The 26,175-nt window shown below is 58.8% G+C and carries 19 protein-coding genes and 1 riboswitch; of the genes, 8 read left to right on the plus strand and 11 right to left on the minus strand.

What is annotated here, in order from left to right; translation table 11 throughout:
* Window positions 1-12: 12 nt before the first annotated feature.
* Together ACZ25R_RS04295 and ACZ25R_RS04300 are read right to left on the minus strand one after the other, a co-directional pair.
* Complete coding sequence (locus tag ACZ25R_RS04295) at window positions 13-3,156, minus strand: efflux RND transporter permease subunit (RefSeq protein WP_472460167.1); 3,144 nt, start codon at window positions 3,154-3,156, stop codon at window positions 13-15.
* Window positions 3,153-4,316 carry an efflux RND transporter periplasmic adaptor subunit gene (locus ACZ25R_RS04300; RefSeq protein ID WP_403185040.1) on the minus strand — a complete coding sequence of 388 codons (1,164 nt, stop codon included), beginning with the start codon at window positions 4,314-4,316 and terminating at the stop codon, window positions 3,153-3,155. The genes ACZ25R_RS04295 and ACZ25R_RS04300 overlap by 4 nt, the downstream gene beginning before the upstream one ends.
* Before the next feature lie 212 nt (window positions 4,317-4,528).
* On the opposite strand from ACZ25R_RS04300, the gene ACZ25R_RS04305 reads away from it, so the two are divergent.
* The 4 genes from ACZ25R_RS04305 (at window position 4,529) to ACZ25R_RS04320 (ending at window position 6,284) form a co-directional block, all read left to right on the plus strand.
* Window positions 4,529-5,197, plus strand: coding sequence for a TetR family transcriptional regulator (locus tag ACZ25R_RS04305; RefSeq protein ID WP_472460168.1), 669 nt, complete (start codon window positions 4,529-4,531; stop codon window positions 5,195-5,197).
* Between the two features lie 153 nt (window positions 5,198-5,350).
* Complete coding sequence (locus ACZ25R_RS04310; RefSeq protein ID WP_472460169.1) at window positions 5,351-5,533, plus strand: hypothetical protein; 183 nt, start codon at window positions 5,351-5,353, stop codon at window positions 5,531-5,533.
* 5 nt (window positions 5,534-5,538) lie between these two features.
* The gene (locus ACZ25R_RS04315) at window positions 5,539-5,832 is read left to right on the plus strand and encodes a YkgJ family cysteine cluster protein (protein ID WP_223616087.1); all 294 of its coding nucleotides are present in this window, start codon (window positions 5,539-5,541) and stop codon (window positions 5,830-5,832) included.
* Between the two features lie 158 nt (window positions 5,833-5,990).
* Window positions 5,991-6,284, plus strand: a complete 294-nt coding sequence (locus ACZ25R_RS04320) for a hypothetical protein (protein WP_472460170.1) — start codon at window positions 5,991-5,993, stop codon at window positions 6,282-6,284.
* A 27-nt stretch (window positions 6,285-6,311) separates the two neighbouring features.
* Here the strand turns inward: ACZ25R_RS04320 and ACZ25R_RS04325 are convergent, their stop codons facing one another.
* The 5 genes from ACZ25R_RS04325 to ACZ25R_RS04345 form a co-directional block, all read right to left on the minus strand.
* Window positions 6,312-7,601 carry an Hsp70 family protein gene (locus ACZ25R_RS04325; protein WP_472460171.1) on the minus strand — a complete coding sequence of 430 codons (1,290 nt, stop codon included), beginning with the start codon at window positions 7,599-7,601 and terminating at the stop codon, window positions 6,312-6,314.
* A 134-nt stretch (window positions 7,602-7,735) separates the two neighbouring features.
* On the minus strand, window positions 7,736-10,309 hold the full coding sequence (locus ACZ25R_RS04330; RefSeq protein WP_472460172.1) for a DNA translocase FtsK: 2,574 nt from the start codon (window positions 10,307-10,309) through the stop codon (window positions 7,736-7,738).
* Window positions 10,310-10,696: 387 nt separating this feature from the next.
* A complete protein-coding gene (locus ACZ25R_RS04335; protein ID WP_472460173.1) occupies window positions 10,697-11,914 on the minus strand; it encodes an aminotransferase-like domain-containing protein in 1,218 nt (405 codons plus the stop codon).
* Window positions 11,915-12,066: 152 nt separating this feature from the next.
* The gene (locus ACZ25R_RS04340) at window positions 12,067-13,542 is read right to left on the minus strand and encodes an MFS transporter (protein WP_472460174.1); all 1,476 of its coding nucleotides are present in this window, start codon (window positions 13,540-13,542) and stop codon (window positions 12,067-12,069) included.
* A 272-nt stretch (window positions 13,543-13,814) separates the two neighbouring features.
* A complete protein-coding gene (locus ACZ25R_RS04345; protein ID WP_472460175.1) occupies window positions 13,815-15,110 on the minus strand; it encodes an amidohydrolase family protein in 1,296 nt (431 codons plus the stop codon).
* Window positions 15,111-15,377: 267 nt separating this feature from the next.
* Between ACZ25R_RS04345 and ACZ25R_RS04350 the strand changes: the two genes are divergently transcribed.
* A complete protein-coding gene (locus tag ACZ25R_RS04350) occupies window positions 15,378-16,442 on the plus strand; it encodes a GSU2403 family nucleotidyltransferase fold protein (RefSeq protein ID WP_472460176.1) in 1,065 nt (354 codons plus the stop codon).
* A 40-nt stretch (window positions 16,443-16,482) separates the two neighbouring features.
* Here the strand turns inward: ACZ25R_RS04350 and gcvP are convergent, their stop codons facing one another.
* The 4 genes from gcvP to ACZ25R_RS04370 form a co-directional block, all read right to left on the minus strand.
* The gene (gcvP, locus tag ACZ25R_RS04355; RefSeq protein WP_472460177.1) at window positions 16,483-19,281 is read right to left on the minus strand and encodes an aminomethyl-transferring glycine dehydrogenase; all 2,799 of its coding nucleotides are present in this window, start codon (window positions 19,279-19,281) and stop codon (window positions 16,483-16,485) included.
* 10 nt (window positions 19,282-19,291) lie between these two features.
* The gene (gene gcvH / locus ACZ25R_RS04360; RefSeq protein ID WP_472460178.1) at window positions 19,292-19,660 is read right to left on the minus strand and encodes a glycine cleavage system protein GcvH; all 369 of its coding nucleotides are present in this window, start codon (window positions 19,658-19,660) and stop codon (window positions 19,292-19,294) included.
* Window positions 19,661-19,665: 5 nt separating this feature from the next.
* A complete protein-coding gene (gcvT, locus tag ACZ25R_RS04365; protein ID WP_472460179.1) occupies window positions 19,666-20,769 on the minus strand; it encodes a glycine cleavage system aminomethyltransferase GcvT in 1,104 nt (367 codons plus the stop codon).
* 150 nt (window positions 20,770-20,919) lie between these two features.
* Window positions 20,920-21,016, minus strand: a riboswitch (glycine riboswitch).
* Between the two features lie 129 nt (window positions 21,017-21,145).
* Window positions 21,146-22,153 (minus strand): adenylate/guanylate cyclase domain-containing protein, encoded by a 1,008-nt coding sequence (locus tag ACZ25R_RS04370; RefSeq protein WP_472460180.1) that lies wholly within the window; start codon window positions 22,151-22,153, stop codon window positions 21,146-21,148.
* A 450-nt stretch (window positions 22,154-22,603) separates the two neighbouring features.
* On the opposite strand from ACZ25R_RS04370, the gene ACZ25R_RS04375 reads away from it, so the two are divergent.
* From ACZ25R_RS04375 to ACZ25R_RS04385, 3 genes are read left to right on the plus strand one after another with little or no spacing between them, the layout of a single operon-like run.
* Window positions 22,604-23,608 (plus strand): LLM class flavin-dependent oxidoreductase, encoded by a 1,005-nt coding sequence (locus ACZ25R_RS04375; RefSeq protein WP_472460181.1) that lies wholly within the window; start codon window positions 22,604-22,606, stop codon window positions 23,606-23,608.
* Window positions 23,609-23,624: 16 nt separating this feature from the next.
* Complete coding sequence (locus tag ACZ25R_RS04380; protein ID WP_472460182.1) at window positions 23,625-24,977, plus strand: LLM class flavin-dependent oxidoreductase; 1,353 nt, start codon at window positions 23,625-23,627, stop codon at window positions 24,975-24,977.
* Window positions 24,977-26,170 carry a M20 aminoacylase family protein gene (locus ACZ25R_RS04385; RefSeq protein WP_472460183.1) on the plus strand — a complete coding sequence of 398 codons (1,194 nt, stop codon included), beginning with the start codon at window positions 24,977-24,979 and terminating at the stop codon, window positions 26,168-26,170. The genes ACZ25R_RS04380 and ACZ25R_RS04385 overlap by 1 nt, the downstream gene beginning before the upstream one ends.
* Window positions 26,171-26,175 lie beyond the last annotated feature (5 nt).

The following is a 26,175-nucleotide window of genomic DNA, read 5'->3' on the forward strand; positions in this document are numbered from 1 at the left end:
GGACTTCATCTGCTACTCAGCTGGCGCCGTCGCCGGTTGCGTATCGGGCAGGGATGATTTCTTCTTGCCCGGGTCCTTCCAGGCGATAAGCCGGTAGAACATCGGGATGAAGAATGTCGCGATAAAGGTCGCCGCCAGCATGCCGCCGATAACGCCCGTACCGATCGCATGACGGCTTGCCGAACCGGCACCTGAACTGATGGCCAGCGGCACAACACCCAGAATGAACGCGAGGGAAGTCATGACAATTGGCCGGAAACGCAGCCGTGCGGCCTCGATGGCAGCTTCTGCCGCCGAATAGCCTTCCTGGCGTTTCATGACGGCGAATTCGACAATCAGGATGGCGTTCTTTGCCGCAAGACCGATCAGCGTCACCATGCCGATCTGGAAGTACACGTCATTGGTCAATCCGCGCAGCATAGTCGCGGCCAAGGCACCGAAAAGTGCGAAAGGCACCGCCATGATGACCGCCAGCGGCAGGCTCCATTTTTCATACTGGGCCGCCAGGATCAGGAACACCATGATGATGCCGAAAATCATCGCCTGCGAGCCTGTACCGCTCGTTGCCAACTCCTGGAAGGAGGACCCAGTCCAGGCGATCTGGAAGCCTTCGGGCAGCGTCTCCTTGGCCACTTGCTGCATGGCCTTGATAGCATCGCCCGATGTGTAACCCGGTGCCGGATTGCCGGTCACCTTGGCGGCGCTGAAGGCATTGAACCGCTCGAGCTGATCCGGACCAACAATGCGCTTGACGGTCACCAGGGCGCTGAGCGGAATCATACTGCCGGAATTGGCACGCACAAACACCTGGCGCAGGTCATCGGGCGTACGGCGGAAATCCGCTTCCGACTGCAGGTTGACCTGATAGTTACGGCCATACAGTGTGAAATCATTCACATAGAGGCTGCCGAAGGACGCCTGCATGGCATCGAAGACAGAGTTGATCGGAACATTCAGCGCCTTGGCCTTGTCGCGGTCGAGATCAAGCTGGTACTGCGGCACATTCGGATCAAACGTCGTTCTCACGCTCGTGAGTTCGGGGCGCTTGGATGCAGCCTCGACGATTTTATTTGTAGCGTCCGTGAGCTTGGCCACATCGCTCCCCGTGCGGTTCTGTACGTAAAGCTCGAAACCGCCCGTCGTACTCAATCCCTGAATGGGCGGCGGATTGAATGCCAGCACCATGGCATCCTTGATACCCGCATTCATCCCCATGATCGGGCCCGCCATATTGCGGGAATCGAGTTCCGGCGTCTTGCGTTGGCTCCAGTCCTTCAGGGTGAGGAAGGTGGTGCCGGCATTGGACTTCTGCCCGCCCGAGAGGAGATCGAAACCGGCGATGGCAAAGACGTTCTCGGCCGCAGGATGCTTCGCCAGATTCTGCGATGACTGCTCCATGGCCGCTTTCGTTCGTGTCAACGAGGCCGCCGGCGGCAGCACGGCAACGCTGAGAAGCACACCCTGGTCTTCGTCAGGAACAAGCGAGCCCGGTATCTTGTAGAACATATAGGCCGTGCCGCCGATCAGGAAGGCAAACAGCGTCAAGCCGATGGCGACCCGTTTGATCAGAAAGCGAACGCCTGACGTATAGCCTGACGCCACGCGGTCAAAAGCCCGGTTGAAGATACGGAAGGGCAGCGCCGGTTCATGATGACCCGGCTTCAGGATCAGGCCGCAGAGCGCCGGCGTCAGCGACAATGCGACAATGCCCGAGATGGTCACCGACATGGCGATGGTAACGGCGAACTGCTTGTACATGGCGCCGGCAAGCCCGCCCATGAAGGAAACAGGCACGAACACTGCGCACAGCACCAGAACGATGGCGACAACGGGTCCGGTCACCTCGCTCATCGCCTTGATCGCCGCCTCGCGCGGCGGCAGCTTTTCCGTCGACATGATGCGTTCGACGTTTTCCAGCACCACGATCGCATCGTCGACCACGATACCGATCGCCAGCACGAGACCGAACAGTGTCAGCAGGTTGATGGAGAAGCCAAGCACGTACATGCCGGCAAATGTGCCGATGATCGAGATTGGAACGGCAATGACCGGAATAAGCGTGGCGCGCCAGTTCTGCAGGAAGATGAAGACCACCAGCACGACGAGAATGATCGCTTCGATGAAGGTGGTCACGACTTCATCGATCGACGCCTGGATGAATTTGGTGGTGTTGTAGGGGATCGAATAGTCCATGCCTGTGGGGAAGGCGGCTTTCAGCTCATCCATGCGGCTGCGCACGGCTTCCATCGTGTTGAGCGCATTGGCGCCCGGCTGCAGATAGACCGCGATGGGAATAGCAGGCGTTCCATTGAGCTTGCTGTCCACCGCATAGCTCTGCGCTCCGAGCTCCACCCGTGCCACATCACCAAGCCGCAGGGTTGCCGCGTTGGGCGACGAACGCAGGATGATGTTTTCGAACGCCTTGGCATCGGGCAGGCGACCCATTGTTGTGGCGGAATAGGTGAAGGCATTGGGCTGGGGATCAGGCTGATCACCAAATTTGCCCGCGGCGAACTGGGAATTCTGCTCGCGAATGGCCGTTGCCACATCCGTCGGGGTCAAACTGTATTGTGCCAGCTTGTCGGGGCGCAGCCAGATGCGCATGGAATAATTGGGATTGCCGAGAACCTGCGCGTCGCCGACACCCGGAATGCGCTTCAGATCGTCGACAACGTTCAGCAGCGCGTAATTGCCGATATAGGTGCGGTCATACTGGCCGCCCTCGGAAAACATCGCGACAAGGCCGAGAATGGATGTGGAGCGTTTGGCGACGGTCACGCCCTGCCGGGTCACGTCCTGCGGCAGGGTCGATGTCGCGCGCTGCACGCGATTGTTGACGTTGATCGTCGCCTGGTCAGCATTGGTTCCCAGCGCAAAGGTTACCGTCAGCTGCATCTGGCCGCTGGCCGAGTTGGTCGACTGCATGTAGAGCATGTTTTCGACGCCGTTGATCTGCTGCTCCAGCGGTGATGCAACGGTTTGGGCGATGGTTTCGGCGCTGGCGCCCGGATAATTGGCGCTGACCACCACCTGCGGTGGCGTCAGTTCCGGATACTGAGCAATCGGGAGCACCCTTATCGCGACAATGCCAGCGAGAACGATGATGATCGAAATGACGGCCGCAAAAACCGGTCGATCGATGAAGAACCGGTTCATTGGGTCACCAGCGCCTGTTTCACACTGTCAGTCGCGGACACCAGTTGTCCCGGTTTGACCTTGATGACACCTTCCGTGACCACACGGTCACCCGCGGCGAGGCCGGAAAGTACGATCCAGCCCTTGTTGACCTGCTGACCGAGATTGAGCGGCCGGACTTCCGCCTTGCCTTCATTGTTCACGATATAGACGAACTGGCCTTTGGGTCCCTGCATCAGGGCCGCTTCGGGAATGACGATTGTATCGTTCACCGTCACACCCGTCACCGTCGCGCGGACGAACTGGCCGGGAAGGAGCCGGCGATCCGGATTGTCGATGATGGCACGCACACCCAGCGTGCCCGTTTCCAGATCAAGACTGCTTGAGGTGAAATCGATGGTTCCGAGATGATTGTAAACCGTGCCGTCGCCAAAGGAGAGTTTGACCGCAAGCTTGTTGGCTTCGAGCCCCTTGGCCTTGCGCTCGTCCAGCAGACGGCGGATTTCCGCCGCTTCCGTATCGGTAAAGGAGAAGTTGATATAGACCGGATCGGTCTGCGTAATCGATGTCAGCAGGCTGGAAGCCGCATCTGTTCCAATCAGGCTGCCTTCCGAAACCTGCTCGCGTGTTGTCACACCGCTGATGGGCGCAGTCACTTTCGTATATTGCAGATTGAGTTCTGCTGTCCTGACCTGCGCCTTTGCCGCGGCAACCGCTGCAGCGTTCAAATCGCGTGTCGATACTGCCGTATCGCGCGCCGCGGTGCTCTGCACTTTCTGGTCCACCAGTGTCTGCGCTCGATCCGCATCCCGTATGGACTGGGCGTACTGAGCCTGAGCCTGCTGCAGCTGGGCCTGGACGCGGGCGAGCTCCGCTTCATAAGGCGCCGGATCGATCTCAAACAGCAGATCGCCGGCTTTCACTTCCGACCCTTCGATGAAATTCCGCTTCAGGAGAATACCGCCAACGCGGGCACGCACCTGCACGTCACGGTATGCCGTAATCCGCGCCGCATATTGGTAGGACAGGTCCACTTCCTCCGGCTGAACGGCAACCGCCGTTACTTGTGGCGGGGGAGGGGCCTTGCCGCCTGCCTGCTGGGCATTAGCCGGCAAATTGAGTGCCAGCGTCGCGCCTGCAAAAAAAACGAGACTGAGAAAACGGGTACCGAGCAAAGTCATGGGAGGGTTCGCTTGTCCGAGGAATATCTGGGTGCATGTACAAACATACATCCGTGATTGTAAATAAACGAAAGCGTGATATTGTGTCGGAAAATCGACCGGACGCGATCACGTTTGGGTTATCGAACCAGCGGTACGAATGGCCGCCATCGGATAGCTCGCTGACGATGTCCCGGCATCCCCGGAGGGATCACCCGAGCGAAGGAGGCATTATGCGCAGGACCAAAGCCGAGGCAGGAGCAACGCGGGAAGCCATTCTGGATTCCGCGGAGACTGTCTTCTTGGAACATGGTGTCAATCGGTCAACCCTGAACCAGATTGCCGAACATGCCGGCGTAACGCGCGGCGCCATCTACTTCCACTTCAAGGACAAGATCGAACTCTATCAGGAGGTCGTCGAACGCGTGCGGCTGCCACAGGACGATCTTCTCACCAAGGCAATCTATTGCGAGAACGCCAACCCTCTCGATATTGCCCTGGATGCCGGTATCTATTGTCTTGAGAATTTTGCCGGTGATCCGAGAAAACAGCGGGTTTTCACCATCATCACCCAGCGCTGCGAATACGTCGGTGAAATGGCCCAGATCCTGGAGCGGTTGCGTGCGCTCAACGACGAAGTTCATCACATGCTGTTGCGTTTGACGACACTGGCCAGGAAGCGCGGCATGCTGTCATCCGCCTGGCATCCGGACATTGCGGCGCGCGCCTTGCAAAGCACGATGTCCGGGCTGCTGTTCGAGTGGATGCGGCTCGAGAAGAATTTCGACCTGGTCGCCGCGGGGACAATGACGATGACCGCCATTGTCGACTCCTTCCGCAAGAAGGACATCCCTGTTGATGCGCCTGTCGTCAGGGTCAAGAGGCAGTTGGTGGTGTCTTGATCATCCCATTGTCTCATGCTGCTTCCCCAGATAAATGGCCCCCAAGCCTAGTATCGGTGCCGCATACGGAGTAAACAACGGCTCCCTTCCTGCGCTGTCGGTCTGCTTGGCAATCCGTATCGCTCATCAGGGCGAACACGAGAGGATTGAACAATGGCCATCAAGTTTACCGCCAAAGACCCGGCAATCACCGAAAGCCCTGCACCAGGAAAAGTTGCCAAGCCTGAAAAGCTTGAATCGGCCGCGCCTTCTTCGGAAACCGAAACCGGATCAGGCGACAGTGATCTCTTCAATGCGGCACCCAAGACGCCGGCGCGCAAACGCAAGGGCAAATAAGGCGTATGGAGGCAGGCGAGATTTTTGATTGCCAATCCTGCGGCGCCTGCTGCTGCTACTCATCCCAGTGGCCGCGATTTTCCACGGAAGACGACGCGCAGCTTGCGCTTATTCCAGCCAAATATGTTGCCAGTGATGAAAGCGGCATGCGATGTGTCGGTGTCCGTTGCTCCGCGTTGACTGGTGAAATCGGCAAGACCACCGCTTGTGGAATTTACGACGTGCGGCCCGAAGTGTGCCGCTCCTGCATGCCGGGCGATCCAGAATGCCTTATGGCACGCAAGGCCCACAATCTCTGAGTTTGAACCTCGCAACATATCCCGCATGATTTCCATCAATAAGATGTGATTCCGATGTGTCCGGATCGGTCAAAAACTTGCCCCGATTGCGGCGGTAACTCCCGCAGCCTTTCGAACTGTACTGCCTGCATCCAATTCAAACTATCCGGAGAGTCATCATGCATAGAAGCAATGTCGAGCGTGAACCGGAATATGTAAGGGAACGCACCGAAGGACCGCAAAATCTGGGACGCATTTACCTGTTGAGTCTGGCACTGTGCGCCGCGTTGATTGCCACGACCGCCGTTGGATACGAATCCGAATGGCCAGATGTCATGACGATAACCGCTTCCACGGCAAATCCAGAATTTTACCAGAGGGCAGACGGCAAGACGCCCCTGACCTTCTGCAACACCGCCGAGCACACACCAGGGGCCGATCCAAAGCCGGCATGGCGCACATTTGATATCTGATACCCGGCCGCTAGGGCCGGGCAGCGTTTATGCAGTCCACTGCGGGATGTCGTCGCGCTCGCCGATGAGCGCAAGCCCATGCGCGATCGAGAGCAGTTCGCCGCCTGTCTCGATCCGGTCCTGCGCGAAACGTTCAGTGAATATGCGTCGCACGGCTGGGACAAACGATGTCCCGCCCGTCAGGAACACTTTGTCAATTTCACCTGCCACCGTATTGGTCCGCTCAAGGACATCGTCAAGCGCGCCTTCGATACGGGCGAGATCACCGGCAATCCATCTCTCGAATTGACTGCGCTTGATGAGCTTGCGGCTGCCGCGGCCGAGCGGTTCGAAATTGAACTCAGCCTCGTCGGCGGTCGATAGCGCCATCTTGGTGGCCGACACAGCCTGATACAGCGGATAACCTTCATCGTGGTCGACAAGATCGACGAAAGTCTCAAGTTTTTCCGGCTCCAGACTGGACCGCACCAGCTTCTTCAGTTCGGAAAACTCCCGGGATGTCTTGAAGATGGACAACTGGTTCCATCGGCCGAAATTGGCATAGTAGGAGGACGGGACTTCGAGTGTCTTGTCGAAGCTCTTGAAGAAACTTCCCTTGCCGATCTGCGGAGCGACGATGCTGTCGATCATCCGGTAGTCGAAATGATCGCCGGCAATGCCGACACCGGAATAGCCGATGGGCGTTGCGCTGAGCTTTCCGCCGTGCGTCTCGAAACGAATGAGCGAATAGTCGGTCGTACCCCCGCCAAAATCCGCCACAAGAACGGTCGCATCGGCCTTAAGGTTCTGGGCAAAATAGAAAGCCGCCGCCACCGGCTCGTAGACATAGTGGATTTCAGGAAAACCGAACCGGGTGAGCGCCTCGTTGTAACGCACCGTTGCCAGGGCAGGATCCGGATTTGCTCCGGCGAAATGCACCGGCCGGCCAGTCACGATGCGTTTGACGTCCGTGGGCCAATCGTTACCGGCATAGCTCCGCAACCGGCGCACAAAAATTTCCATCAGGTCTTCAAACGAATGGCGCTTTGCAAAGACAAGCGTGCCCTGGAAGAGGGCACTCGCGGCAAATGTCTTGATCGACTGCAGAAAGCGGCATTCGCCGGGGTTATCGATGAACTGCCGGATCGCCGCATGCCCGGCCTCGACCTTCAATGCCGCCGCACCGGCAAGAGGGTCCTTCATGAAGGATAGTGCCGTGCGCATGCTATCGGCTGTGCCGGTCGCATTGGTGAAGGATAGCGAACGTGTCTTTGTCCCATCCGCCAATGCCAAAACCGTATTGGTTGTGCCAAAGTCGAAACCCAGCGCCTGAGCCATTGCCGCGCTCCTTTATGCCATGAATGTCAGAAATCGGGACAAAGCCCGTCGAATGGGCTCAGCGCGCCCAAATCAAGGACGCGCGTCATGACATAGCAAACGTGCAGACGCAAGGTGCGTTTTATTCGGACAGGCTATTCCACGCTATCTGCAGCGCTGAACGGGGCATTGTCCCGGCTGTGCGAGAGAATTTCCCGCTTGCCGACATGATTGGACGGTCCGACAAGCCCTTCCTTTTCCATGCGCTCCACCAGCGATGCAGCTCTGTTGTAGCCGATCTGCAGACGCCGCTGGATATAGGACGTGGAGCACTTCTTGTCGCGCATGACCACCTTGACCGCCTGGTCGTAGAGTTCATTTCCGTCTTCCGCCGCAACAGCTCCCTTATCGAAAACCGCTCCGCCGGTTTCCGCTTCCGGTTCTTCCTCTTCGCTCTCGTCGGCAGTGACCGTATCGAGATAATCCGGACGACCCTGCGCCTTCAAATGCGCGACCACGCGCTCGACTTCCTCGTCGGATACGAACGGGCCATGCACGCGGGAAATCCGCCCGCCGCCCGCCATGTGCAGCATATCGCCCTGACCGAGCAATTGCTCTGCACCCTGTTCGCCCAGAATCGTGCGGCTGTCGATCTTCGACGTTACCTGGAACGAAATACGGGTCGGGAAGTTCGCCTTGATCGTGCCGGTGATGACATCGACCGACGGACGCTGCGTGGCCATGATCAGATGGATACCCGCAGCACGGGCCATCTGGGCGAGGCGCTGAATGGCGCCTTCGATATCCTTGCCCGCCACCATCATCAGGTCGGCCATCTCGTCGACAATGACGACGATATAGGGCATCGGCGTCAAATCCATGACTTCCTGCTCGTGAATGGGCTCGCCCGTCCCCTTGTCGAAACCGGTCTGGACGGTGCACATCACCGTCTCGCCCTTTTCCTTGGCGAGGGCAGCGCGCGCATTGAAGCCGTCGATATTGCGCACGCCCAGCTTTGACATCTTCCGGTAACGGTCTTCCATTTCGCGTACCGCCCACTTCAGTGCCATGACCGCCTTTTTCGGGTCGGTCACAACAGGGGTAAGCAGGTGCGGAATACCGTCATAGATCGACAGTTCGAGCATTTTGGGGTCGATCATGATCAGGCGGCACTCTTCCGGCGTCAGCCGGTAAAGCAGTGACAGGATCATGGTATTGATCGCAACCGACTTGCCAGAACCCGTTGTACCGGCAACCAGCAGATGCGGCATCTTGGCGAGCTCAGCGATAACCGGCTCACCGCCAATGGTCTTGCCAAGGCAGAGCGCCAGCTTGAGCTTGGTGCTCTCGAAATCCGGCGAAGCGATCATTTCGCGGAAGTACACGGTCTCGCGCGTCGCATTCGGCAGTTCAATGCCGATGACATTGCGTCCGGGCACCACCGCCACACGGGCTGATAAGGCCGACATGGAACGGGCAATATCATCGGCAAGGCCGATAACGCGAGAGGACTTGATGCCGGGTGCCGGCTCGAATTCATACAGCGTCACCACCGGTCCTGGACGCACATGAATGATCTCGCCGCGGATGCCGAAGTCCTCAAGCACGCTTTCAAGAAGTCCGGCATTCTGTTCCAACGCTTCCTGCGTAATGATCACTTCCGCGCGTTCCGCCGGTTCCTGCAGCAACGACAGCGGCGGACGCTCATACATCTCGCCATAGGACTGTACGGCAAGCGGTGTAAGGCGGGTCGGCACGATAGCGGGCTTCTCCTGGCGCACCGTTACCTGCAGCCGTGACGGTTTTTCTTCAGCGGCCGGTTCTTCCGGCGGTAATGGTGCAGCCGGAGTAGGAGCAAGGGTCACTTCCTCTTGCACATCAACCACCGGATTCATAATCGCAGCGCTTTCCACGACCGGATCGGCCTGACGCTGGGGCGTAACGGCTGCAACGGCCGCCGGTGCAGCCGGGATTACCGGTGCGGCAGGCAAGGGAACCGGCGCTGCGGGCACTGTGGTCTCAGCGGCAGCGGCATGCGGCTGCCGGAGCTCGACAACACGGAACAGCGCGGTAATGGCATCGGGTGCGATCTTGCGTACAGCCTTCGACGCAGAGGCTGCAGGGGTAGCAACAAAGCCGCCCGAGAACTCCATCGATTCCCAGAATGCATAATCCGAGAGGTAATCCAGCGTTCCGGATTTTTGTGGAATTGGCTGCGCACCGCTTGTTTGCAGGCTTGGCCTGGCCTCACGCACAACGGGAGCGGCTGGTGCGTGCGTGACGACCGCCGGTGCATAATTTGTGACGAATGCCGGGGCCCGCGGCAAACCGGACTGCGCCGGGGCAGGGGCCTTGCGAAGAACAGTCTCGCCAGCGACCGGCTTGGGAGCCGCCGGAGCAGCAGCAGGAATCTTCGGGGTTGGCGCCGGGATGGCCGCCTTTGGCGCGGCAATCGGCCTTTCCACTTTGGGAGCAGGTGCCGGCGTTGCGCTTTCGACCCCGTTGCGGTGCTTTTGCAGAACGGTATCGGGGGTGCGTGTGAAACGCACATTGGCCGACAGGGAGAACATCCGCTTTGAAATGGGCGCCGTGGGATCCGTATCCGGCTCAAGTGTGATCGGCGCACGTGCAGGCGCGCGCATCCCACCGCTGGGCGTGGTTGAGGCAGGGGCCTCGATGGAACGTCGGGTGGAGACCGGCTCATAGGGCGAAGCAGCAGGAGTGCGCATGTTTCCCGAACCGTTTGGCACACTATTTCGAGCCGCCTGGGTCGGAGCTGGCGGTTGCACCGCCTCCGGTACAGGGGGCTTTTGTGCCACAGGCGGTTGTGCAGACGCTGGCGATTCGTGCGCATCGCCATATTCGTCTACGTAATCGTCTGACTTCATTGAGAAATTTGTTCTTGGAATACGCATGATACCTGCAAGCGAAGCGATTGGATGTTGCTCGTAAACTTGCCTAATCGAATAGAAAATGAAGGTTAATAAGTTGCTACTGATGGCTGCAAACGCTCTCCCTGTTGCCGCCTCCTGACAGGGGCAGCGACGGCCCGGATAACAAAAAAGCAGCCTGTTTGAGATCAGGCTGCTTTGTTTGTCATGTAACAGTGCGAGCCGTCAGGCGGCTTCTTCTGCAATCAGCTTGCCGAGACGGGAAATCCCGGTTTCGATTGATTCCTTGTTGGGCAAGGAGAAGTTGAGCCGAATGGTATTCTTGCCGGTCCCGTCCGCATGGAATGCAAAGCCGGGAACGAACGCCACGCGCACCTTTTGCAGCGCTTGCGCGAGGAGAGCTGCGCCGTCCATGCCTTCCGGCAAGGTGACCCAGACAAACATGCCGCCCTCCGGTTTTGTCCACGTCACGCCTGGCGGCATGAAACGGGCAAGGGCATCGAGCATATAGTCGCGGCGCTGGCGGTAGCTGTTGCGCACCTTCTCGACTTGTTTGTCGAAATCCCGGGACGCCACGTGATGGATTGTCATCTGATTGATGGTCGGGCTGTGCAGATCGGCAGCCTGTTTGATCAGGACCAGCTTGGCAATCACCGGCTGTGCAGCGCAAACCCAGCCGACACGCAAGCCGGGAGTAAGGGTCTTGGAGAAACTGCCGGAGTAGACGACACGCGTGCGGTCGATATGTCCTTCACGTTCGCAATCGAGGGCAAGCATCGACGGCACGGGCTGTCCATCGAACCGCAAGGCCTGATAGGCCGCATCTTCGATCAGCGGTATGTCGAGTTCGTGCGCCAGCTCAATCAGGCGGATGCGGCCATCCCGGCTGACCGTTTCGCCCGTCGGGTTGCAGAAATCCGCCGTCAGATAGGCAAGCTGTACATCACCGCCTGCAGCCTTTGCACCGTCACGATAGGCGGCCGGCGTCATGTTTCCCTGTTCGGGGTTGAGACGGTCATAGCGCGGCTCATAGGCATTGAAGGCCTGGAGGGCACCGAGATAGGTGGGCCAGGTCGTGAGCACCGTATCGCCGGGTGATATGAACAGCTTGCCGAGGTAGTCCAGCGCCTGTTGCGAGCCCGTGGTGATGATGATGTTATCGATCGTGCAGGGCACGCTGAGCGACGCCATGTGTTGCACCAGCCATTCGCGCAGCGGGCGATATCCCTCGCTCACGGAATATTGCAGCGCGACGTCAGCATTCTGGCTGAGAACAGCCTCATAGGCTTCCCGTATCGCTTCCTTGGGAAAAAGGGCAGGATCGGGAATACCGCCGGCAAAGGAAATGATGTCCGGCTGATCAAGCAGTTTCAGCAGTTCACGTATCTCGGACGCACGCATATTTTTGGTGCGTGTTGCGTACAGAGCATCCCACTCGCCCATTGTTTCCTCCCGTTTGTTCGCAGGCGCATAGCACCGTAAAACACCAGATATGTCAATAATACTGACATATCTGGTGCCGTTATTTTGCAAGGCTTTCTGACCGTACCGATCAAGATGCGGTGAGGGCGGGCAAAGCCAGCCGCTGCGCAATCCTATTCGCCGGGAGCCTTGACCATTTTCGTGTGACCGCTGATGTCGGCCCCTGCCGATTGTGAAAAGCGGAGATTCCAGATCGTCGCGGTGAGGGAGATTGCTGTTACAACAAGAAACGCCGCCGAGAAGTCGCCAAGTTCCGGTGTCGCATGGCTTCGAACCAGCATTGAACCCGAAAGGGCCAATGCGCCGACACAGATACCGAGCGACAACATGAGCTGTTGGAATGTCGTATAGAAACTGGTCGCAGAACTCATGCGCTCCCGTCCGATCTCGTCATAGGCCACCGTGTTGTAGGCCGTGAACTGGAACGACATGAAGAACCCGCAGCAAAGCAGAACTGCGAAGATGAGGGGCAGGGGCCAGTCCGGCCGGAAGGCTGCACAAAGCGCGTAACCAAACGTCGCAATGAGGCCATTGACGATAAGGCTTGCGCGGAAACCGAAGCGCCGCAGGATTTTCGGTGCAACGGCCTTCATCATCATGGAGCCGAGAGCGGTGGCGACAACGATGCCGCCCGCGCGCGCCGCAGAAAATCCGAAGCCGAGCTGCAGCATCAGGGGCAGCAGGAACGGTTGTGCCCCCTGGGTGATGCGGGTCAGCGAGCCGGCGATGACAGACGTGCTGAAGCTGCTGACGCGCATGAGCGAGAAATCGAGAATGGGGGAGGGATGCCGTTTGGCATGTGCGAGATAACCCGCACCGAAAGCCATCCCCACAGCGACAAGAACGGCTGCCAGTTCACCTTCACCCGGGCGGCTTGCCATTTCGAAACCAAAGAGGAGAGAGCCGAGTGAAATACCGGAAAGGAAAAGACCGAGAAAATCGAAGGGACCGTCGGACACCCCCTTCACCTCTTCGATGAAGCGCCTGACAAGAATGAAACCAATGCAGCCGATCGGCACATTGATATAGAAAATCCAGCGCCAGTCGAAATAGGTGACAATCAGCCCGCCCACGGGTGGCCCGAGAATGGGGCCGACAAGCGCGGGAACCAGCAGCCAGGACATGGCCGAAACAAGATCCTTGCGCGCGACGCTGCGCATCAGCACGAGCCGGCCGACCGGCATCATCATCGCACCGCCAAGGCCCTGAATGATGCGCGCGAGAACGAGAAAGCGCAGATCCGGGGCCTGCGCGCAGAGGATCGAACCAAAGACGAAAACCGCGATCGCCGCGCTGAAAACGGTGCGGGATCCGAACCGGTCGGCAATCTTGCCGCTCGCGGGGATGAAGATGGCGAGACTGAGGAGATAGGAGGTGAGCGCCAGGCTCATGGCAGGTGGCTGAACGCCAAAATCACGTGCCATGGTCGGCAACGCCGTTGCCAGCACCGTCGCGTCGAGCTGTTCCATGAACATGGCGCTGGCAATGATAAGCGCTATGGTGCGGAAGTTCGGACCTGTTGTTTTGTTGTCAGGCGTTTGGATCGTTCGTGGCCGGGCCTGGGAGGCCTGACTGATTTGGTCCGACATGGTCGGGTTCGCTCTCGGTAGCGCGTACACATCGGAAAGAAAATGTCGCGGATTTGCAAACGGCGGCTGGCCGTGGGGAAACGACCACCGATATAAACCCGCGATTATGCGATATCCATATACAATCTCGTGATTCATTGTACCTGGTACAAAATAATCGTCCGAAATAGAGCGCGCATCTTGGAAGCAAGCCTGAACCGACGATGCACTTCGAAATAGAACCCACCCCGGCTGCCCATCAAAATCGCATAATGTATCTTATGGAACTCAAATCATCCTTGGTGAATAAAGGGCGCATAGCTTGCAGGATCAATCATAGCGGGACGCCGGTCCAAAGCGAGTGTGCTGATCCGTTCCGGCGTGCGCGCGATGACCTTGCCTGCCTTGATGACGGCAAGCCGCGTTGCCTTGAGGCGGATTGCTTCGATTGTATCGGCAGCCTGCAGCACCACCATGTCCGCCTTGCAGCCGACGTCGAGGCCGTAATTTTCCAGATTGAGAATCTTGGCAGGCTCGGTGGTAACCGCGGCAAAACATTGGCGCATGGCGCTGCGGCTCGTCATCTGCGCCACGTGTAGACCCATGCTGGCAACATCAAGCATGTCAGCCTGGCCGAGTGAATACCAGGGGTCCATCACGCAATCATGGCCGAAGGCAACGGTAACGCCATGGGCCAGAAGCTCCGGCACGCGGGTCATGCCCCGACGCTTCGGATAGGTGTCGTGACGACCCTGGATGCCGATATTGATCAGCGGATTGGCAATCGCCGCCACGCCAGCCTCGGCAATCAACGGTAGAAGCTTGCTGACATAGTAATTGTCCATCGAGTGCATTGAGGTCAGATGCGACCCCGTCGAACGGCCGCCAAGACCAAGGCGCCGGGTTTCATAGGCCAATGTTTCGATATGCCGTGACAACGGATCATCCGTCTCGTCACAATGCAGATCGACCATCAGGCCGCGATCCGCCGCAATCTCGCAGAGCGCTTTGACGCTCGCTGCGCCATCGGCCATGGTGCGCTCGAAATGCGGAATGCCGCCAACCACATCAACGCCGAGATCAAGCGCACGCTTGAGCAGGTCGACAGCGCCGGGAAAGCGATAGTAACCATCCTGCGGGAAAGCCACCAGTTGCAGGTCGATATAGGGCGCCACCTGTCTTTTGACATCGAGCAGCGCTTCAACGCCCAGCAGGCGCTCGTCGCAGATATCCACATGGGTCCGGATCGCCAGCAGCCCCTGTGTGACCGCCAGATCGCAATAGCGCAGGGCGCGCTCGATCACAGCTTCATGAGTGAGAAGCGGTTTCAATTCACCCCATATCTGGATTCCATCGAGCAGCAACCCGCTTTCATTGAGACGCGGCTGGCCGAGCGACAGCGTTGCATCCATATGAAAGTGACTATCGACAAAGGGGGGCGAAACCAGAAGACCGCCAGCATCGATCGTCTCCCCCGCCTCCCCGCCGAGATTGACGCCAACCGCAACAATGCGGCCGGATTGCACACCGATATCGAGACCTGTACGGCCGTCGGGCAAGGTTGCGTTGGTGACTTTCAGATCGAACATGGAACCTCTTTGACTGCTTTGCCGGTTGCGCTGCCTCTACTTTAACAGGCAAACACCGGATAGCTGCAACGGGCAAACAGCACTGCAGGAAACTGTGATTGACACCGGCGCATTCAACTCACGTTAGTTATTGAAGGACAACGGATTATCCCCATTCCCGCTGAGTAGTTATATAATAGGGATAATCCTTTGAATATCAACTTTCTAATTTAGTTTTACCAGTGTATTATCCCTCCCACTGCCAATAATGCAATATTTGGGGATAAAATGAGTAAATTCAGAGAATTATCTTCAGATCAAATACGCCAGCTCATTGATACGGAACAGGCCTACGATGTCTACCGGACCAGTCTGAAGGAGTATGAACAGCGTTTTTCCGGATCAATGTCGTGGAAGAAAAGCACGAATGACAAGGATTATCTCTACAAGAAGACACAGGGCATCTGGAAATCCCTTGGACCCCGCTCCGCCGAAACGGAAGTGATCTTCGGGCAGTTTCATACGGGGCGTGAAAGCGCCAAGACCCGCGTTTCCCGTCTGGCAAAGCGGCTGGATGAACTCGCCCCCGTCAACCGTGCCATGGCTTTGGGCCGGGTACCGCTTCTGACAGCACGCATTATCCGCGCGCTCGGAAAATCCGGATTGATCGGCACGGCGGTCGATGTCGTCGGCACAAATGCGCTCTTTGCCTATGAACGCATGGCTGGTGTCCAGATTACCGGCGGGCTTTTATCGACGCAGGATGTCGATCTGCTGTTCGACTCCCGGTTCAGCCTGCGGCTGATCAGCAAGGATTTTTCCCACAAGGGTTTGATCGGGCTTTTGCAAAAAATCGATCATTCGTTTGCACCGCTGGCGAGAAATGGGTATCGCGCCGCCAATCGCGACGGCTTTCTCGTCGACCTGATCAAGCCAACGCCAAAGGACCGCATGTCGACGCGGGAGAAAGCGCGCTTCAGCACCGATGATGAAGACCTGCAGGCAATCGAAATCGAAGGCCTGACATGGTTGGTCAACAGTCCGAAAATCTCGACTGTCGTCATCGATGAAAAAGGCTACCCGCTGGACTATACTTGCCCCGACCCGCGTGCCTTTGCCTTGCACAAACTGTGGTTGTCGCGCCGCAGCGACCGCGATGCCGCCAAACGTATACGCGATGAACTGCAGGCAAAAACCGTTGCCGGATTAATCCGGGCAAGACTACCGCACCTGTCCTTCGAGGCGAATGACCTGCAGGCGCTCCCCCTGGTGTTGCGGCAGCTGGCACCGGAACTTGAGCCGATGCCCGATGGCGATGTCGGCGAAGCTCTGAGCTTGACGCCGAATTGGTAAAAAAAGCCCCTCCCGGATGATCCGGAAGGGGCACTCTACTTTAGCTGTAGGCCTGCATGGGTGGGCAGGCGCAGACGAGATTGCGATCTCCGGCGACGTTGTCGATGCGCGACACCGGCGGCCAGTACTTCGGGTTCTCTTCGCTCTCGCCTGCCGGCAGGCTGGCTTCCCTGCGGGTGTAAGGATGCGACCAGTCATCGGCCAGCACATCACCGGATGGGTGCGGTGCATTGACGAGCGGGTTGTCGTCACGCGGCCAAACGCCACTGGCAACCTTCTCCGCTTCCCCGGCAATGAGGATCATCGCATCACAGAAGCGGTCGATCTCGCGCTTGGATTCCGATTCCGTCGGCTCGACCATCAGCGTACCGGCAATCGGCCAGGACATGGTCGGGGCGTGGAAGCCGTAATCGATGAGGCGCTTGGCGATATCCTCGACGCTGATCCCGGCACTGTCCTTCAGCACGCGGGTATCGAGAATGCACTCATGCGCCACGCGGCCGTTCTGTCCCGTGAACAGAACGGGATAGTGGCCCTTCAGCCGCTCCGCGATGTAGTTGGCGTTGAGAATAGCCATCTCGGTTGCACGCTTGAGGCCCGCCCCGCCCATCATGCGGATATACATCCACGTGATGGGAAGAATGGATGCGCTGCCGAAGGGAGCCGCTGAAACCGCGTGCTGCGATCCCTTGGCCACATGACCGGGCAGGAAGGGAGCAAGATGCTTCTTCACGCCGATCGGACCAACACCCGGCCCGCCGCCGCCATGGGGAATGCAGAAGGTCTTGTGCAGGTTCATATGGCAGACATCGGCACCGATATCGCCGGGACGGGCAAGCCCGACCAGCGCATTGAGGTTGGCGCCATCGAAATAGACCTGGCCACCATGCTGATGAATGACCGTGCAGATATCCTTGACGCCTTCTTCGAACACACCATGGGTCGATGGATAGGTGATCATCAGTGCTGCGAGATTGGCACTGTGCTGGTCGGCTTTTGCCTTGAGGTCCTCAAGATCGATATCGCCAGCCTCTTCGCATGCCACGACCACCACCCGCATGCCCGCCATATGGGCACTGGCCGGATTGGTGCCATGCGCCGATTCCGGGATGAGGCAGATATCACGATGCGCATCGCCCCGATCCAGATGATAGCGGCGAATGGCCAGGAGACCGGCATATTCACCCTGACTGCCGGCATTGGGCTGCAGCGAAACCGCATCAAAGCCGGTGATCTCGGACAACCAGGCTTCCAGATCGTCCGTCATCGCCTTGTAGCCAAGCGCATGGCCCGCAGGAGCGAATGGATGCACGTTGGCAACGCTGTTCCAGCTGACCGGCAGCATTTCGGCGGCTGCGTTGAGCTTCATTGTGCACGAGCCGAGCGGGATCATGGCGCGGTCGAGCGCCAGGTCCTTGTCCGCCAGACGGCGCAGGAAACGCATCATCTCGGTTTCCGAGCGCTGCTGGTGGAAAACGGCCTGGGTCATGAAACCCTCGGCCTGCCTTTCGCCGGGCAATGTTGCCTTTGCTTCCGCAGGCAGATCGGCACCGAAAAGTGCTGAGAGTGCCTTCAGGTCATCTTCCGATGTCGTTTCATCCACCGTGATGCCGAGGCGGTCCTGATCGACAATGCGCAGCAGACGTCCGCCCTTTTCAGCCTCCGCAGCAATGGAGGCTGCTTTGCCGGGAACAGTGGCCGTAACCGTATCGAAGAAATGCGATCCGGCGATGGAAAGGCCCGCCCCTGTCAGCGCAGCGGCCAAACGGGCCGCCTGGGCATGCACGCGGCGGGCGATGGCCTGAAGCCCCTGCGGACCATGCCAGATGGCGTAGGACACCGCCATATTGGCCAGCAGTGCCTGCGCGGTACAGATGTTTGATGTCGCCTTGTCGCGGCGGATATGCTGCTCGCGCGTCTGTAGGGCAAGGCGATAGCCGGCACGCCCCTTGCTGTCAACGGACTGGCCAACCAGACGGCCAGGTATAAGCCGGGTCAGCGTTTCGCTGACGGCTAGATAGGCGGCGTGCGGGCCGCCATAACCGATCGGCACACCAAAGCGCTGCATGGAACCGGCAGCAATATCGACACCGGCCTTGGCAGGCGGGGCGGTGATTGTCAGGGCCAGCGGATCGGCCACGGCGATTACCAGCGCACCAGCGGCCTTGGCCGCCTGAATGACCGAAGCATGGTCACCATAGACACCGAACGTGTCCGGCCATGGAACGATGATCGCTGCAACGCTGGCATCGATCTCGCCTTCATCCACGGTCATGCCCAGCGGCTCGGCGCGAGTCTTGACCACATCGACTGTCTGCGGATGCAGGGCACCGGTGATCGCGATGCGGGTGCGCTTCTCGCGATGATGGCGATAGGCGATGCCGACGGCTTCCGCAACGGCCGTCGCCTCGTCCAGGAGCGACGCGGATGCAACCGGCAGACCGGTCAGCTCCGTCACCAGCGTCTGGAAGTGGAACAGCAGTTCAAGGCGACCCTGGCTGATTTCCGACTGATACGGCGTATAGGCGGTATACCAGGCCGGGTTTTCAAACAGATTACGAAGGATAACCGCGGGCACGTGGGTGCCGTGATAACCCTGACCGATAAAGCTCTTGTGGGTCTTGTTCTGGCTCATCTTGGCGGCAAGCTCGGCCAAAGCTTCCGACTCATTGACAGCCGCAGGAATGTCGAGCGGCCGTTCAAGCCGGATGGATTTTGGCACAGCCTGCGCAATCAAAGTTTCCAGCGACGGAATGCCAAGAGCCGCCAGCATGGCGCGGGAGCCTTGTATGCTCGGACCGATATGGCGGTCAGCGAACGGGAATATGGTGTCTTTCATCATCATGCCTTCAGCCAATGATTGCTTTGTAGCCTGCCTCGTCGAGAAGGCCGGTCAGCTGATCCGGATTGGACAGCTTCATCTTCCATAGCCAGCCGTCGCTTGCGGCGGCCGAGTTGACCAGCGACGGATCGCTTGCAGTTGCTTCGTTCACTTCCGTCACTTCACCGTCCAGCGGCGCATAGACGTCCGATGCCGCCTTGACGGATTCAACGACAACCGCGGCATCGCCTTTGGACAAGGATTGACCGATATCCGGCAACTGGACAAAAACCAGATCGCCGAGCTGATCCTGCGCGTGATCGGTAATGCCGACCGTCGCAATGTCATTCTCGACGCGGACCCATTCGTGATCTTCGGTAAAGTAAGTGGCTGCCATCTCAATTATCCTTTGTGGTAGCGATGTGGAGTGAAGGGAAGTGAATGAATATCCACCGGGACGCGGTTGCCCCGCACCTCGGCGAAAACCTTGGAGCCCAGCGCGGACAGCTCTTTGCTGACGTACCCCATGGCAACAGGGAAACCTGCCGATGGTCCGAAACCGCCCGACGTGACCAATCCGACCTTGTTGCCATCGGCATCAAAGAGTTCGGCATCGGTGCGCACCGGCTGCCGGCCATCGGGCTTCAGGCCGACGCGTTTCTTGGCCGATCCTGTTGCGATCTTGGCGAGAAGCGCCGCAGCGCCGATAAAGCCCGCGGTCTCGCGCACCGGCTTGGCAATGGCCCAGAGCAGTCCGGCATCGACCGGATCATAATCCGGCGTTATGTCATGGCCGTGCAGGCACAGACCCGCTTCCAGGCGCAGACTGTCGCGGGCAGCAAGCCCGATCCAGGCGACACGCTCGTCGGCGAAAAGCTTTTCGACAAGCATACGGGCATCGGCTTCCGGCAGGCCGATCTCAAAACCGTCCTCGCCGGTATAGCCGGAGCGGCTCATGAACCAGCCCGGCTTCGGCTCAAATCCGTTCATGAAAGCAAGGTCAGTTCCGGCAATACCGGCATCCAGCAACACATTCACGGCCTGCGGCCCCTGGATGGCCAGGAACACACGATCCAGCGCATCGATCTTGCAGTCGAAATCCTTGGCGACACCGCGCAGATGCGCTTCGTCAGCCGCGGCATTTCCGGCATTGGCAACGACCATGAAATGCTCGTCCCCGAGACGGGTGACGATCAGATCATCGAGAATGCCTGCCTTGTCATCGAGAAAGAAGGTGTATTTCGACTGGCCCGCCTGAAGCACAGACGCATCCAGCGGGCATGCGCGTGACAGCAGTGCCGCGGCCTGCGGCCCGGCGACATCAAAGAGCTGCATATGCGAAATGTCGAAAAGCCCGGCCTTCTCGCGCGTATGAAGATGTTCCTTCATCACACCGAGCGGATAGGTGATCGGCATTGACCAGCCGGCAAAACCGCCAAAGCGCGCATTGGCAGCCTTGTGCAGATCGTCAAGCGGCAGTTGTTTCAGATTATCTTCCGTGCCCATTTTTACTCCAGAGACGTGCAAAGACCTCCGCCACACGACGGAACATTTCTTTGCCCCTCTGTCGGAAGCCTGAGAGACTCGCTCAATCAGGACCCCTGACTGAACTTACACCTTCGGCGCGGAGTTTCCCCCGACTTTCCAGAGTTGCCTTCCCGGTTTGCGGTTCCTGGTACCTGAGAGATTTCGGGCGATTTCCCCTTCGGTGGCCTGCACATTTCCATGCACGACACTCTCCCGCAAACTGACAGGGCCGAAGCCCTCGACAGGCTGGACCATAGCGCAACGGCCTCTGCCTGTCATCGTGCAAATGGCCGATTTGCCGCTTTGTGGACAGAAATTGTCTGGATGAGGATACTTCGACAGGAAGCGCCCGATGTCAGCGGGTCAGGGCCATCACCCCGAGCGCCTGCCCCCTGCCCTTGACGCCATGCATTCCAAGGTAATTTGCCTTGATTTCATTGGAGAAACTCATCCTCTGCGCCAGTTCGCTGGAGATCAAAACCGGCGCGGCCAATGTGCGGCAGAGGCTTTCCAGCCGCGCCGTGGTGTTCACCGTATCGCCGAAATAGGTGATCTTGTGGTGATCCACCCCGATCTCCGCCGTGATGATCGGGCCGCCATGCAAGGCCGCACGCAGGCGCGGCACCCTTCCGAATCGCTCAAGCCATTGATTTGCATTCTTTTCGATGCTGTCCAGAATATCGAAGACACAGCGGGCGCAACTCGCATCCTTGATGCCGCGCTCAATGGGCCATGTGATGATGGCCGCATCCCCGACATAATCGTCAATGGCTCCGCCGTGACGCCGGACAGGTTCGGCAAAGGCAGCAAAGAGCGCGCCGAGAAACTGCTGGGCCCGCAGATCGCCATGTTCTTCAGCAAACGAAGTCGACCCGACAAGATCGATGAAAAGAAACACCCGCTCTTCGGCCACAGGCTGGCGGTACCGGCTCATCAGAAGGCTGGCAAAGATGTCGCGGCCGAGAAGATCGCGCACCCGCAGGATGAAAATCATGACGGTCAGGACGGCAAGCGTGTAGAGCAGCACCTGTGGTGACAGCGTTGCTGCGCGCCAGAAAGGACCGTCAATCCAGCCGAAGCTCCACAGCGTTATCCCACAAACGGCATTGCCGATGCTGATCAGCACATAATCGGCTATCAATGCGGCGATAAGAAACCCCGTAGTCGGCAATGTGTTGATCCAGGCACGCAATTTCGGAAAGATGAGGCCACGTTCGAACGCCAGGATCGGCACACAGATGGAGAGGGCAAACACGGCCCCTAAAAAATATCCCTGCCTATAGACCAGCCAACTATAGAGATAGCCGCTTGCCGCGACTGCACTGAGAAGGAATACCCACAATCCCACTGAATTTCTGCGCATATTCCCGTTCCGATCCATTTCAAACCTTCAGGGCCGGCCTCAATGCTGCGTCCCTCCACGATTTCATTTATGCGCCGAACGATATTATCCAACCAACAGATATCCGCGATCTCGCGATATCCATCTGGAGAATTACACCAAGGATCATCCCATCAGACTCAATGCCGAGCAAATTGTCCATCGGATACGGTCAATTTAAGGCTCCAGATTGTTGGAAAATGACCATTGCTGAACAGGAGATCAACGATAAACCTCGTGCCCTGCATCCAAGCCACCAGGTTAATCCACGCCGTCAGCGCGAGGAATATTAATACAGTTTGCCTGCTGATTTTTAGCAAAGCGTTCTTTGACGGGTCTCCAAATCCGATAAAATCTGACTGCCTCTGAAAACGGAGTCCGCGCTGCCTGTGGCGACGCGTGGCTTCAATCACATGGAGGCCATACCCTAACATGGGCTACGCACTGAGTTTGCTCGATAAAAGTCCTATCCACGATGGCGAAACGGCCAGCACGGCGCTGAAGCGGACGGTCGCGCTGGCCCGCCAGGCGGAACAGTGGGGCTTCCACCGGTTCTGGGTGGCCGAACACCACGATGCGCCGACGTTGGCAAGCTCGTCGCCGGAAGTGTTGATCGCCTTCCTGCTGGCCAACACGGCGCGTATTCGCGTCGGCTCCGGCGGGGTCATGCTGCAGCACTACAGCCCCTACAAGGTGGCCGAAAATTTCAATGTCCTGGCTGCACTGGGGCCCGGCCGCGTCGATCTCGGCGTGGGCAAGGCTCCCGGCGGGTTGCCGTTTTCGACGCGCGCCCTGCAGGGCGTTGTCCCGCGGACGCAGAAGCAGGATTTTTCCGCCCAGCTCGCCCAGCTCAGCGCCTTTCTCGATAAGGGGCTGCCTGCGGATGACCCGCTTGCCGGCGTTCAGGCAACACCGCGTCCCGCCGTCGCTGCCAACCGCTTCCTGCTTGGCGCCAGTGTCGACAGCGCACTGCTTGCCGCCTCTCAGGGTTGGGACTTTGTTTTCGCCAGCCACCTCAACGGCGACGAAACGATCCTGCAGCAGACATTGGAGGCGTATCGGAAGGCGGCACCCGGCCGTGCGCCTCTCCTTGCCGTGGGGATCGTGGCGGCCGAGACGGATGCGGAGGCTGACCGGCTGGCCGGCAATATCCAGCATTTCAAGGTGCATGTGAACAATGGCCAGAGCGTCACCGTCGGCAGCGTGGAACAGGCCGAAGAATATGCGCGCCAGGCAGGTGCTGCCAATTACCGGATCGAGAAGAAGACGCCCAATGTCCTGCGCGGCGCGGCCGACACGGTTTCAGACCAGCTCGACCGGCTGCATGACCGATTCGGCATCGGCGAATTCATCATCGACACCCCCATCAATGACGCTGCGAAGCGCCTCCGGTCCATCGAACTTTTGGCTCAGGCGCAATTCGCCGCTGCCGCATGATCAAGGAGATTGAACAATGTCCAAGCGACCCATTCCGTTCGGTGTGATGCTGCAGGGTGCCGGCGGCCACATGAATTCCTGGAAACACCCGAGTTCACCTGTTGATGCCAGCGTCAATTTCGATTTCTTTGTACGCAATGCCCGCAAAGCCGAGGAGGCAGGCATTGCCTTTGCCTTCGTCGCTGACGGGCTCTACATCAACGAAAAATCCATCCCGCATTTTCTCAACCGTTTCGAACCGATTGCCATTCTGTCCGCGCTGGCCGCGACAACCTCGAAACTCGGTCTCGTCGGCACGGTCTCGACCTCCTACAGCGATCCCTTCACGGTTGCCCGGCAGTTCGGCTCGATCGACAAGTTCAGCAACGGCCGCGCCGGCTGGAACGCCGTGACATCGCCGCTTGAAGGCTCGGCCAAGAATTACGGCCGCGACCATCCCGACCATGCCCTGCGCTATGAGATTGCGGACGAACATCTCGAAGTGGTCAAGGGCTTGTGGGACTCATGGGACGACGACGCCTTTGTCCGCAACCGCGAAACGGGCCAGTTCTTCGACAAGACCAAGCTGCATCGCCTGAACCATCATGGCCGGTTCTTTAACTCGGAGGGCCCGCTGAATATCAGCCGTTCCGAACAGGGGCAGCCGGTCATTTTCCAAGCCGGATCGTCCGACGACGGTATCGACCTCGCCGGCAAGCATGCGGACGGCGTGTTCACCAACCACGTGCCGATCGAGGAGGCGCAAGCCTTCTATCACCGGGTTAAACAAAGCGCGGTTGCGCACGGCCGCAAGCCGGGCGATGTCCTGATTTTCCCCGGCATTGCGCCGATCGTCGGTGCAACGGATGAAGAAGCGGAGGCAAAGTATCGCATCATCCGCGATCTCGTGACCGTTGACGAAGCGCTTGCCTATCTCGGGCGCTTCTTCGATCATCACGATTTCAGCGCCTATCCCATTGATGCGCCGTTCCCGGAACTCGGCGATATCGGCAAGAACAATTTCCGCTCCACCACGGACCGCATCAAGCGCAACGCCAAGGAAAAGGGCCAAACCTTGCGTGAGGTTGCGCTGGAAGTCACGACGCCGCGCAATGCCTTCACCGGCACACCGCAGAAGATAGCCGACGAACTCATCCGCTGGGTCGAGACCGAAGCGGCCGACGGGTTCATTCTCGGCTTCCAGATCCTGACCGAAGGGCTCGAGGACTTTACGCGTGACGTGCTGCCGCTGCTTGAGGAGCGCGGCTATCACAACAGGGTGCTTCCCGGCACGACATTGCGCGAAAACCTCGGCCTGCCTTTCCGCGAAAGTCGCTACACCAAAGACCATCAGGCCACGAAGGAACTCATCAAAGAGACGGCACTCTGATGGGCCGGCCGGCGGATCCGGTTGAGGAAAGAATCAGCAACTATCTCGATGAGATGGTCGCTCTTCGCCACGACCTGCACCAGAATCCCGAACTGGGTTACAACGAGCACCGAACCAGCGCGCTCATTGCCGGCCGATTGCGCGACTGGGGCTATCAGGTCACCGAGGGCATCGGCAAAACCGGTGTCGTCGGAACCCTGCAGAACGGCAACGGCCCCAAACGGCTTGGCATTCGCGCCGATATGGATGCCCTGCCGATCATCGAAGCGACGGGCCTGCCCTATGCCAGCACCATACCCGGAAAAATGCATGCCTGCGGCCATGACGGGCACACCACCATTCTTCTGACCAGCGCCCGCTATCTCGCCGAAACGCGTGATTTCTCCGGCACCCTCAACGTCATCTTCCAGCCGGCCGAAGAAGGCGGTGCCGGGGCGCGCAGCATGGTTCGCGATGGCCTGTTCGAGCGCTTTCCCTGCGATGCCGTCTTCGGCCTGCACAACTGGCCGGGTGTTCCCACTGGTCAGTTCGGGTTCATCACCGGCCCGGCGATGGCCTCGGTCGACAAGGTCACCGTCCGGATTATCGGCAAGGGCGGCCACGGTGCCCGCCCCCAGGAAACCATTGATCCCGTCGTCGCCAGCGCCTCCTTCATCATGGCGCTGCAAAGCATTGTCGCCCGCAATATCGATCCGCTCGACGCCGCGGTGATTACAGTCGGCACTATTCACGCGGGTATCGCTTCCAATGTCATTCCCGATAGTGTCGAGCTGGAGCTGACGGTGCGCACTTTTCGCAAGGAGGTGCGGGAAGCCATCAAGTCCCGCCTCACCACACTGGCGAAAGCGCAGGCCGAAAGTTATGGCGCTGTCGCCGAGGTGGCATATCCCAGCGGCTATCCCGTGCTGGTCAACCATGCCGATGAAACGGCGTTCGCCAGAAACGTGGCGCTTGAACATTTCGGCGACGCGCGGATCGAGAAGGATTTCCGGCCGATTTCCGCCAGCGAGGATTTTGCCTTCATGCTGCAGGAAACACCGGGAAGCTACCTTTTCCTCGGCAATGGCGACAGCGCTCCGCTGCACAGTCCGCTCTACAATTTCAATGACGAGATCCTGCCGTCAGCCGCCCGCTACTGGGTGAAGCTGACCGAAACCTATCTCGCCAGGAATCCCTCCGACAGGCCCATCTGACAAGA

The sequence above is a fragment of the Phyllobacterium sp. RCAM01083 genome (genome assembly GCF_055685835.1).

Coding starts and splice junctions, on each gene's coding strand:
- ACZ25R_RS04295 (WP_472460167.1), bottom strand. CDS start 3,156: ATGAACCGGTTCTTCATCGATCGACCGGTTTTTGCGGCCGTCATTTCG.
- ACZ25R_RS04300 (WP_403185040.1), bottom strand. CDS start 4,316: ATGACTTTGCTCGGTACCCGTTTTCTCAGTCTCGTTTTTTTTGCAGGC.
- ACZ25R_RS04305 (WP_472460168.1), top strand. CDS start 4,529: ATGCGCAGGACCAAAGCCGAGGCAGGAGCAACGCGGGAAGCCATTCTG.
- ACZ25R_RS04310 (WP_472460169.1), top strand. CDS start 5,351: ATGGCCATCAAGTTTACCGCCAAAGACCCGGCAATCACCGAAAGCCCT.
- ACZ25R_RS04315 (WP_223616087.1), top strand. CDS start 5,539: ATGGAGGCAGGCGAGATTTTTGATTGCCAATCCTGCGGCGCCTGCTGC.
- ACZ25R_RS04320 (WP_472460170.1), top strand. CDS start 5,991: ATGCATAGAAGCAATGTCGAGCGTGAACCGGAATATGTAAGGGAACGC.
- ACZ25R_RS04325 (WP_472460171.1), bottom strand. CDS start 7,601: ATGGCTCAGGCGCTGGGTTTCGACTTTGGCACAACCAATACGGTTTTG.
- ACZ25R_RS04330 (WP_472460172.1), bottom strand. CDS start 10,309: ATGCGCACTCCTGCTGCTTCGCCCTATGAGCCGGTCTCCACCCGACGT.
- ACZ25R_RS04335 (WP_472460173.1), bottom strand. CDS start 11,914: ATGGGCGAGTGGGATGCTCTGTACGCAACACGCACCAAAAATATGCGT.
- ACZ25R_RS04340 (WP_472460174.1), bottom strand. CDS start 13,542: ATGTCGGACCAAATCAGTCAGGCCTCCCAGGCCCGGCCACGAACGATC.
- ACZ25R_RS04345 (WP_472460175.1), bottom strand. CDS start 15,110: ATGTTCGATCTGAAAGTCACCAACGCAACCTTGCCCGACGGCCGTACA.
- ACZ25R_RS04350 (WP_472460176.1), top strand. CDS start 15,378: ATGAGTAAATTCAGAGAATTATCTTCAGATCAAATACGCCAGCTCATT.
- gcvP (WP_472460177.1), bottom strand. CDS start 19,281: ATGAAAGACACCATATTCCCGTTCGCTGACCGCCATATCGGTCCGAGC.
- gcvH (WP_472460178.1), bottom strand. CDS start 19,660: ATGGCAGCCACTTACTTTACCGAAGATCACGAATGGGTCCGCGTCGAG.
- gcvT (WP_472460179.1), bottom strand. CDS start 20,769: ATGGGCACGGAAGATAATCTGAAACAACTGCCGCTTGACGATCTGCAC.
- ACZ25R_RS04370 (WP_472460180.1), bottom strand. CDS start 22,153: ATGCGCAGAAATTCAGTGGGATTGTGGGTATTCCTTCTCAGTGCAGTC.
- ACZ25R_RS04375 (WP_472460181.1), top strand. CDS start 22,604: ATGGGCTACGCACTGAGTTTGCTCGATAAAAGTCCTATCCACGATGGC.
- ACZ25R_RS04380 (WP_472460182.1), top strand. CDS start 23,625: ATGTCCAAGCGACCCATTCCGTTCGGTGTGATGCTGCAGGGTGCCGGC.
- ACZ25R_RS04385 (WP_472460183.1), top strand. CDS start 24,977: ATGGGCCGGCCGGCGGATCCGGTTGAGGAAAGAATCAGCAACTATCTC.